This window comes from Mycobacterium sp. DL (assembly GCF_039729195.1).
In the GTDB taxonomy this organism is placed as follows: Bacteria; Actinomycetota; Actinomycetes; order Mycobacteriales; family Mycobacteriaceae; genus Mycobacterium; species Mycobacterium hippocampi_A.
The window spans coordinates 2,552,763-2,562,247 of sequence record NZ_CP155796.1; the positions used below are offsets into that span (position 1 = coordinate 2,552,763).

Consider the following 9,485-nt stretch of genomic DNA (forward strand, 5'->3'; position numbering starts at 1 on the left):
CCTCCTTTGGATCGGCGCTGATCACAGCGCGTTGTTCGGTTCGCAGACCATTATCGAACAATCGGTGTCTCGCAGGGCGACATTGCCGGGTGCCCCGACAAACGCCCCGACCCCACCGCGACGTCGACGGCCGATGACAACCAGCTGAATCGAGTCGGCGTGCGCGGTGATGTAGTCCAGTGCGCCCTCCTGGGTGCTCACTGAGGCGATGTCGAGATCGGGATAACGGTGCTGCCACTCGGCGAGCCGGCGCTGCCACTGTGCGTGAGCATCGGAACGCATCCGCCCGGTCGTGAGGACGCGCACCGGAGCTCCTCGGCGTCGTGCTGCATCCAGGCCGCGATGCAGCACCGAATCGATTTCCGAAGGTTCGTCGACCTCGATCACTACTGCTCGGCTCCGACCACTGTGAGGGCGATGTGTCCGCACGATCGCCACCGGGCACCTCGCCGCGGCCGACAACGCCGCAGCAGTCGAACCGATCCGGCCCTGGGTGGCGTGTTTGAGTCCCCGCGCACCCACGCACAGCACGACTGCGGAGCGGGCGGCTTCCAGTAGCGCCTGGACCGGCCGTCCCTGGAGGATCTCGAGCTCGATGGCGACGGGCCGTTCGGTCGACTCCACCGCGGTCAGCGCGTAGCGCACCGCCACCTCGGCGGTGGCCATCCGGCGCGCCTGGTCGCGCGGATCGATCTCCGACTGACCGGTCGGCTCGATCACCGAGACCAGACGCAGGGGGGCATCTGCCTCGACGGCCTCGTCGATCGCCCACAACGCGGCATCGACAGCTGACTGTGAGCCGTCGATTCCCACGACGACACAGGGTGCGGCGTTGCTACTCAACACGTTGTGCCACCGGTGAATTGAGAGGTTTTCCTGTCGCTTCGGGCGGTCGGGCCGCAGGGGCGTGAAGTTCGCATCGGGCGACGGTCCTGTCTGGCCGAGGGTCGTACGTCGAGCTGGGTCGCGGGCATCGTGATCTCCGTTCGGTGCACCACCAACAGTGCTCGTCCGCGGCGCTCACGTACAGGGCCATTGGTCCCCGCGGCGAACCATCAGGGCGACGTCGGGTGGCGTGTTCGTCAGGCGATCAGCAACCCCGTTTGCCACACGATTGCGCCGCTTCGACCCTCGTTGTCAGCAGCGGCGACCACACCCGACCAGAGGTCGTCGGCTGGGGACGGAGGATGGCCGCCGAGATTGCTGCAAGCTGTCGCGCCCGCGGCGTCAATGTGGCGGCGGACGTGCGAGCGGGAGGGCTCGGATACCGGCTGCATAGATCGGGGCACGCACTTGCCCGATGCAGGGTGTGGCGGCCAGGCCCCTCTCGAACTCTTTCGCCAGCCGTTCGAAACGGGAACATTCACCGACAACGGCCGAAAATTCATATGCCCAGGTCAGCGGGTTTTGTTGATGACGGGATCGCTTCTCATTCGCAACAGTTGCATAACGCCAGAATTGTCGCGGAGGCAAAAGCGGAAATTGTCGGTTCAGTAAGCACCGTAACTACACAGATGTAATTCGTTCGGCCGGATGTAGAGAGACTGGGAGCACATGTCACGCACCAAGAAGGGCATGGTCGTTGTCATGCTGGGCAGCGCCGGGATGTTTCTGAGCGCCCCGATGTTCAGCCCGTTGGCAGACGCTGACCCAGTCCGTGGCGGGGTGCCGTGTGTCGGGATCCTTCAGCAAATCGTGTCCAATCCGGCCGACATCCCGCAGTCGCTACAGCGGGCCGCTACCTCGTTCACCGCCGGTCCGGGACAGCCGACACCTCCGGTAGTCGTGCCTCCCGCCAGCTCGTCCTCGGCAGGCACGCCTCCGGTGCCGCCACGCCCGCCGGCATCGGTGTCCACATCGTCCTCGGGTGCGACGCCCCCCAGCCCGCCCACTCCGGCCGTTCCTGCTGCGGCATCTACCGGTGGAGGCACGCCTCCGGTGCCGCCACGCCCGCCGGCCTCGGTGTCGGTCCCGGCGTCGGGGTCCACCCCGCCCGCGCCACCGACTCCCGGTGTGCCTGTGGGGAACCCCGGCGGCAGCGCCACGCCTCCGCTGCCGCCTGTCCCGGGTGGGCCCGTCGGCACGCCGGTGGCCAACATCGTTCCGCCGGCACCCCCGGTGCCGGGCGCCCCAATCTTCGGCGAGGCGGGAGTCGCGACACCACCGGCGCCGCCGTCTCTCGGGCTCCCCGCAGCTGTGCCCGGCGGGGGAGTCGCGCCGCCGGCCCCGCCCGTGCCGGGTGCGCCGCTCGTTGGCGAAGCGGGCATCGCAACCCCTCCTGGTCCCGGCATTCCGGGTGCGCCGCTCAACGGTGCTGCCGCAGCGGTGACTCCGGGCGGTCCTCCTGCTCCTGGTGTGCCGGTGGTGAATTCGGTTGAGGCAGTGACGCCTCCTGGTCCGCCTGCGCCGGGTGCTCCGGTGGTGGGTGAGGCCGGCTTGGTGGCGCCGCCTGCGCCGGGTGCTCCTGGTGTGCCGGTGGTGAATTCGGTTGAGGCAGTGACGCCTCCGGGCCCGCCTGCGCCGGGTGCTCCGGTGGAGGGTTCTTCGGGTGTGGTGGCGCCGCCTGCGCCGGGTGCTCCTGGTGTGCCGGTGGTGAATTCGGTTGAGGCAGTGACGCCTCCGGGCCCGCCTGCGCCGGGTGCTCCGGTGGAGGGTTCTTCGGGTGTGGTGACGCCGCCTGCACCGGGTGCCACTGGTACACCTGCCGCCAATACGATCGAGACGTTCTCGCCGCCAGCCCCACCGGCGCCCGCGACACCTTCGTCGAGCACGGTGGAGACGTTCTCGCCACCTGCGCCTCCTGCACCTGCGACTCCTGCGGGTAGTTCGGTGGAGGTGGTGACGCCTCCTGCGCCGGGTGTTCCGGGTGTGCCGGTGGAGGGTTCGTCGAGTGTGGTGACGCCTCCTGCTCCGGGTGTGCCTGCGACTCCTGCGGGTAGTTCGGTGGAGGTGGTGACGCCTCCTGCGCCGGGTGTTCCGGGTGTGCCGGTGGAGGGTTCGTCGAGTGTGGTGACGCCTCCTGCTCCGGGTGTGCCTGCGACTCCCGCGGGTAGTTCGGTCGAGGTCGTGACGCCGTCCGGGTCGCCGGCTCCGGGCGTTCCGGTTGTGGGTGAGGCTGGTGTGGTGACGCCGCCTGGCCCGCCTGCGCCGGGTGTTCCGGTGGTGGGTGAGGCCGGCCTGGCAACTCCTCCGGTTCCGGGTGCTCCCGGTGTTCCGGTGGTGAGTGAGGCAGGTGTGGTGACGCCGTCCGGGTCGCCGGCTCCGGGCGTTCCGGTTGTGGGTGAGGCTGGTGTGGTGACGCCGCCGGGCCCGCCTGCGCCGGGTGTTCCGGTGGTGGGTGAGGCCGGCCTGGCAACGCCCCCGGGGCCGCCGGCTCCTGGCGCTCCGATCGACGCCGCTGCGGGTGCAGCGACACCTCCGGCCCTGGGTGCTCCAGGTGCTCCGATCGACGCCGCTTCTGCCGGTATCGCGCCTGCCGGTCCTCCGCTCCCCACTACGCCCGTTTTCGGCGACGCCGGTGCGGTGGCCCCGAGTGGGCTGCCCGGCGGTGGTGCTCCTGTCGAGGCTGCCGCCGGTGGAGCAGTCCCCGGGGGCACGCTGGCCGCTGGTGCTCCCGTGGATGCTGCCGCGGGCGTCGGCGGTCCCGCTGGTCCGCCGGCTCCCGGAGGCTCCGCCGCCGCGGGTATCCCCAGTGGCACGCCGCCCGCGCCGCCGGTCCCGGGCGCACCGATCTTCGGTGAGGCTGGAGTGGCTCCACCGCCCGTTCCGCCGGTCCCCGGTGGCGGCGGAGCGGTTCCAGTTGCCAACGTGACGCCTCCGTCACCCCCAGTTCCTGGTGTGCCCGTTGGTACTTCGGTGCCTGGCGCGACCCCGCCGGCACCACCTGTCCCGCCGTCCTCGACGAACGCCGCGGTCAACAACCCCATTCCGCCCTACCCGCCGGCCCCGCCGTCGTCGGTGGGCGCCAACACGGGCACGCCGCAGTCGCCGATTCCCGGAACCCCGGGCAGTTCAGTGACGGTCGGGGATCTGCTCACTCCTCCCGGCTTGATTCGCACCGTGCAGGACGGCGCTTCGTCGGTGGCCGGGGCGCTTCCGCCGCCGCCTGCGCCGGTACCGGGTGCAGCGGGAGCCGTCAACGTGGGTGTGCCGGCGACGCCGGACCCGTTCACCCCGCTTGCGGCCACGGGGTTGTCCAATCTGATCGCGCCCCCGCCGCTGAACATCCCGTCGATCCCCGGCTTGCCTGTGCCGCTACCCAACGAGATCCCTGTGCCGTCCGACCTGCTGTGCATTGGCACCGATTGGTCAGCGTCTCAGGGAGATTCGGCTGCGCCGGCAGTCAATGTAGACATTCCGAAGGCATTGGTCACCGGGGCCGATCCGGTGGGCGATCGCCGGGACCGCTGGGACAACTAGAAGGGACATTCGGGGCATACTGACGCAATGGGCTCTGAGATGGCCGGACACGTCAAGCCACCAATCCTGTTCCTGCACGGTGTGTTCGGGAAACCGTCGCTACTGGAACCGTGGCGCGTGTACTTCGAGGCCAGAGGCTTCGAAGTGCACGCCCCGGCACTGCCCGGCAGGGATCCGACGCGCGACGACGTGCTCGCCGCGACCGGCATCCAGGACTGTTTCGACGTGGTCCTGGCCGCCTACGACCGGTTGAGCAGTCCGCCGATCGTGATCGGTCACAGCATGGGCGGCCTTCTTACTCAAAAGCTCGCGGCGGCGCGCTCGCCACGCGCAGCGGTGTTGCTGGCATCGATCCCACCGGGGATTCTGTGGCCGCAGGTGAAAGTTCTTCCGCACCTGTTCCCGTTGCTGCCGCGAATCCTGGCGGGGCGGGCGTTCTTTCCGTCGGAGCGCACCCTTCGAAGAGTCCCTTTGAGCACGTTGTCGACCGCCGAGCAGGACGCGTTGATCCCAGAGTTGGTCCGGGACTCGGGTCGAGTCTTCCGGGAGATGTCGATGGGCGCCCCGTCAACCCGGGTCGACGCCGCGCAGGTGGCCTGCCCCGTACTTTGTGTCAGCGCGGGACAGGACCGGAACGTCGCGCAATGGATCTCACGACGAATCGCGGCACGCTACCGGGCCGAGCATCAAGTGCATCCCGGGCTTCCGCATTGGATCATCGCCGAGTCAGCGGTTGACGAGGTCGCGCCGCCCGTCCTGACATGGCTGAACGTCACGCTGAATTTGACTGGCTAGCTTTCAGAGACAGCGACTGATCAGTGCCCGTGGACTCCGGGGACTGCGTGCTGGCGACCAGGTCGGTAGCGATCTGAATCAGGGGGACATTCGAATCCTGCGAGAGCTTGCGCAGCAGATCGAACGCCTGAACCGCGCTGACGCCGTAGCGCTCCATGACCATGCCTTTGGCCTGGCCGATGACGTCGCGGCTCGACAGCGCCCGGCGGAACTGTTCGTCACGGCGTGCGGAGTTCCACGCGACCGACGAGTGCGCCGCGAAGATCAGCCCGAAGTTGCGCGATTCCGCGTCGAACACCCCGGGTTGCTCGGAGTAGACGTTCAGGGCACCGAGCGTCTTGCCGGCGATGAACATCTGGAACGCCATGATCGACCGGATGGGAGTCTCGGCGAGCGCGTCTTCGCGGTATTTCGGGAACCGGTCGTCGGTCTTCAGATCGACGACGTGGATGGTCTTCTCTTCCCACGCAGCCGTCAGGCACGGCCCCTCGAGGTGGCGCTGCTGGATTTTGTCCAGGAGCAGCGGCCAATGATGGGTCGCGGCCGGGGTCTCGATCTCCTTGGCGTTACGGGTGAGCGTGATCCCCGCGTACTGCGCGCCGGGAATCTCGGCAGCGGCGTGCTCAGCCAGCTCGGCCACCACGGTTTCGGAATCGGTATCGGGTCTGTTGTGCAGCCCCTGCACCAGTTCGGCGACGCGCAGGTGCGCAGCCTCCATGCCGGCTTGATCCGTCACCGTCACCGTCCGTGTAGTCGCGCTCGAATTGAGGTTTCCCAGATTACCCTTGACCACCGCCGATGGCTTACGCATGGGCGATGTCGCTTCCGTGACCAGTTGGCGCGTCGAGCCCATCCCCGGAAGCGCCGATCAGATCACCCGAGTGGCCGGAACGTCGTCCTCACCCTGCAGAAAATCGCGCAGATGAGTGAGGCCGTCACGTCGCCAGGCCTCGATGACCCACACGAGCGCGATCACGGGGAGCGGTCCCAGCGCAGCCCACCATCTGGCTCCGGGCGGCAGGAGCTCGGCGATGACCTGCTGGCGTGAGACGCCGTCGACCATCGCCGGCAGCCACTCGTTGAGCAGAATCGTCAGCATGCGGGTGATCTCGAACGGACCGAAAGTGGTTGCCACCGTCCACGAGACGCAGGCGATGATCAGGGCCCATGGCCAGGCGAGCATCAGTGACTGGTCATCGACGACGTCGGCGGCCGACCTGATCGACTCCGCGACAAAGGCCAGGCCCAACACGGCCAGCAACACGCCGACCTGGGCGGCCAGCAGATCGTCGATCACCGAGTTTGCAAGGTCGTCGCCACGTCGGGTGGGAAGCCCGATTGCCAGCGACAACAGCCCCGCCACCAACGCGAGCAGCGTCAGGTACGACGTGGCATCGCTGACGCGCCGAAACGAATCGGTCAGCGTGCGAATGACCAGACGCGACGATGCGGCCGGACCTGTGCGGTAGAGAATCATCACCACCAGCCCCGAGATGACGATCGACGTCAGCCAGGCCACCACCGCCGTGCAGATCATCACCAGGGCCAAAGACCCGATCAGCGGCACCAGCAGCGAGTCGGTGTCGTCACCGCTGCGGATCACCAGCAGCGGCACGACGCCGAGGGCCAGTATTCCGAGTGCCCTCACGAGCAGGGGCATCGTGAAGGTCGTCAGATCGCCTGCGTCGAGGTCGGGATCGCGGCGGCGGATCGCGGAGATCTCAGCGCTGAGCACCGATTGCGCCCGCCGCAGCGATGCCCGGCTGATCACAGTGCCCGCAGGTAGCGGTCGGTGACCCGCCGCTGAACCAGGGAGGTGACCGGAGCGCCCAGCCGGCTCCACCAGGTGGCGTGCCGGGAGAACGCGACCACCTCGGCGATGACGTCCTCGGTGGCGGGGTCGTAACGGACCAGGAAGAGTTCCTCGCCGGATTCGGCGTGCCCGGGCAGTGTCCCGTAGGCGAATCCGCGGCGGTCGGGCTCGTCGACGACGTAGACGACCCGGCACGGGGCCACCACGGGGCCGAGGTGCACGAGAACCTCGGCGCCGATCTGGGCGACCGGCGTCGTGGCCGTCACGCGCAGACCGGCACCGCGAAGCATGCCCCAGGCCATGCCTTGTCCGGCGGCCGTCTCGAAGCGGTCGCGACCGCGGCCGATCACCGATGACTTGTGCAGGTGGTGATACCCGGTAGGCATGTTCCCCGCGGTCGCCCCCACCTCGGTGTAGGTCAGCGGCTTGCCTGATAGAGCGCTCAACTTCACAGGTGTCAGCTTGTCACCGTCGGCGTAGCGTCGTCACCGTGAATCCGACTCTCACCATCGGTGGTGACCTCACCGTCAACCGACTCGGCTTCGGCGCGATGCGGCTGACCGGCCAGGGCGTGTGGGGTCCGCCTGCTGACCCGGACGAATGCATCAGGGTGCTGCGCCGAGCCGCGGAGCTCGGAGTCGACTTCATCGACACCGCAGATTCCTACGGTCCCTACGTATCCGAAGAGCTGATCCGCCAGGCGCTGCACCCCTACGACGGGATCGTCGTCGCGACGAAGGCCGGCCTGCTGCGCACCGGCCCGGACCAGTGGCCGCCGCTCGGTTACCCGGCGTACCTGCGTCAGCAGTGCGAGATGAGCCTGCGCCGCCTCGGAGTGGACACCATCGACCTGTTCCAGCTGCATCGCATCGACACCAAATTTCCCGCCGAGGACCAGATCGGCGAACTCGTCGCGTTGCAGCAGGAGGGCAAGATCCGCCACATCGGGCTGTCCGAGGTCAGTGCGGAACAGCTCACTGCCGCCCGAGCGGTCACGCCGATCGCCTCGGTGCAGAACATGTACAACCTCACCGCACGTGACGCCGAACCCGTGCTCGACGCCTGCGAAACAGATGGCATCGCGTTCATCCCGTGGTTCCCGCTGGCCGCCGGGCCGCTCGCGGCCGCCGACGGGCCGCTGCAGCGCATCGCCGCCGACCACGACGCCAGCCCCTCGCAGCTGGCGTTGGCGTGGCTGCTGAAGCGCTCGCCGGTGATGGTGCCCATCCCCGGCACGTCGAAGGTGGCGCACCTGGAGGAGAACGTGGCCGCCGCCCAGATCGAACTCACCGACGCGGAGTTCGAGACGCTGAGCAGCGCCGGGGCAGCCCAGGGATGAGCCAACCAATACGGTGAGCGGGTGAGTTCCCATGAACCCGTCGATGCACCCGTGGGCGGGGGATTCAATCCGCCGGCACCGACGACCCACGGCGGGCCGGACTACGGGCGCTTCGTCGCAGCCGTGCGCGCACTGCAGGACCATGCCCGTGCGGCCGACGCTCCCGACCAGATCATCACCGAAGCCGCCGACTTGATCGAGGCGGCGTCGAGGCTGCTCGCCCCCTACGACGCCGACGAATGGTCCTCCCCGTCGGGGCGCAGGCTGGACCTGCCGAATCGCGGGAACATCCTGCAGGTCCCGGTGGACCTGCACGTCACCGAGGATGGCCGGATCAGCGGTGTCGCTCAGTTCCGCCGCTTCCACCTGGGCCGCAACGGCGCAGCGCACGGCGGATCCGTGGCGCATCTGTTCGATTCGCTGCTGGGTTTCACGGCGTTCAAGCTCAGCCGCAACCGGGCGCAACGCACCGCGTTCCTGCATGTCGACTACCGCAAGATCGCCCCGGTGGAGAAGCAACTCCAGGTCGAGGCGACCATCGACGAGATCGTGGGCCGCAAGATCTTCGTCTCCGGCCGCCTGCTCGACGGCAGCGATGTGCTCGCCGAGGCCCATTCGCTGTTCGTGATGCTCAAGCCGGGGCAGCCATGAGCGAGGGCAGACGTGTCGGTTTCACCCGCCGGTGGGCGCGCTGGCGCGATCGACTGCGCGAGCGACGCGTGGCCGACCTGGTGTATCGCATCATCGTCGGCGTGGTCGGCCTGCTGGTCCTTGCCGTGGGCATCATCGCCATCCCGTACCCGGGCCCGGGCTGGGCGATCGTCTTCGTCGGCCTGGCGATCCTGGCGACCGAATTCGACTGGGCCCGGAAACTGCTGGCGTATGCGCGGGAGCGCTACGACGCCGCGATGGCGTGGTTCAAGGAGCAGGGCCTGTGGGTGCAGTTGCTGGGCGCGGTGTTCACGGCTGCCATCGTGCTGGCCACGCTGTGGTTGTTCGGCGCGCTCGGCTGGGCGGCGGGGTTGGTCGGCATCGAGCACGATTGGCTGGATAGCCCTATTGGTATCGGGTCGTGAGGGCACACACCGATAGCATGGTCGCGGTCAGCGACCCGCCCCC

The 9,485-nt window shown here is 68.5% G+C and carries 10 protein-coding genes; 5 read left to right on the plus strand and 5 right to left on the minus strand.

Annotated features, from left to right (window positions below; genetic code table 11):
- Nucleotides 1-21: 21 nt before the first annotated feature.
- Both ABDC78_RS12345 and ABDC78_RS12350 read right to left on the minus strand, forming a co-directional pair.
- Nucleotides 22-813 carry a universal stress protein gene (locus ABDC78_RS12345; protein WP_347133444.1) on the minus strand — a complete coding sequence of 264 codons (792 nt, stop codon included), beginning with the start codon at nt 811-813 and terminating at the stop codon, nt 22-24.
- An 872-nt stretch (nt 814-1,685) separates the two neighbouring features.
- Nucleotides 1,686-3,494, minus strand: coding sequence for a hypothetical protein (locus ABDC78_RS12350; protein ID WP_347133445.1), 1,809 nt, complete (start codon nt 3,492-3,494; stop codon nt 1,686-1,688).
- 361 nt (nt 3,495-3,855) lie between these two features.
- On the opposite strand from ABDC78_RS12350, the gene ABDC78_RS12355 reads away from it, so the two are divergent.
- Nucleotides 3,856-4,419, plus strand: a complete 564-nt coding sequence (locus ABDC78_RS12355; protein WP_347133446.1) for a hypothetical protein — start codon at nt 3,856-3,858, stop codon at nt 4,417-4,419.
- A gap of 27 nt (nt 4,420-4,446) precedes the next feature.
- The gene (locus ABDC78_RS12360; protein WP_178358404.1) at nt 4,447-5,214 is read left to right on the plus strand and encodes an alpha/beta fold hydrolase; all 768 of its coding nucleotides are present in this window, start codon (nt 4,447-4,449) and stop codon (nt 5,212-5,214) included.
- Here ABDC78_RS12360 and ABDC78_RS12365 read toward each other — a convergent pair.
- The 3 genes from ABDC78_RS12365 to ABDC78_RS12375 all read right to left on the minus strand — a co-directional run bounded on the left by ABDC78_RS12365 (nt 5,192) and on the right by ABDC78_RS12375 (nt 7,479).
- Nucleotides 5,192-5,950, minus strand: coding sequence for an ANTAR domain-containing protein (locus ABDC78_RS12365; RefSeq protein ID WP_347133447.1), 759 nt, complete (start codon nt 5,948-5,950; stop codon nt 5,192-5,194). The genes ABDC78_RS12360 and ABDC78_RS12365 overlap by 23 nt on opposite strands.
- Before the next feature lie 132 nt (nt 5,951-6,082).
- Nucleotides 6,083-6,985 (minus strand): hypothetical protein, encoded by a 903-nt coding sequence (locus tag ABDC78_RS12370; RefSeq protein WP_347133448.1) that lies wholly within the window; start codon nt 6,983-6,985, stop codon nt 6,083-6,085.
- Complete coding sequence (locus tag ABDC78_RS12375; protein ID WP_178358406.1) at nt 6,982-7,479, minus strand: DUF1990 domain-containing protein; 498 nt, start codon at nt 7,477-7,479, stop codon at nt 6,982-6,984. The genes ABDC78_RS12370 and ABDC78_RS12375 overlap by 4 nt, the downstream gene beginning before the upstream one ends.
- Before the next feature lie 98 nt (nt 7,480-7,577).
- Between ABDC78_RS12375 and ABDC78_RS12380 the strand changes: the two genes are divergently transcribed.
- Genes ABDC78_RS12380 through ABDC78_RS12390 form a run of 3 tightly spaced genes read left to right on the plus strand, consistent with a single transcriptional unit; the run spans nt 7,578 to nt 9,442 of the window.
- On the plus strand, nt 7,578-8,366 hold the full coding sequence (locus ABDC78_RS12380; RefSeq protein WP_347133498.1) for an aldo/keto reductase: 789 nt from the start codon (nt 7,578-7,580) through the stop codon (nt 8,364-8,366).
- 21 nt (nt 8,367-8,387) lie between these two features.
- Nucleotides 8,388-9,017, plus strand: a complete 630-nt coding sequence (locus ABDC78_RS12385) for a PaaI family thioesterase (RefSeq protein ID WP_178358408.1) — start codon at nt 8,388-8,390, stop codon at nt 9,015-9,017.
- The gene (locus tag ABDC78_RS12390) at nt 9,014-9,442 is read left to right on the plus strand and encodes a TIGR02611 family protein (protein WP_178358409.1); all 429 of its coding nucleotides are present in this window, start codon (nt 9,014-9,016) and stop codon (nt 9,440-9,442) included. The genes ABDC78_RS12385 and ABDC78_RS12390 overlap by 4 nt, the downstream gene beginning before the upstream one ends.
- Nucleotides 9,443-9,485: the final 43 nt, after the last annotated feature.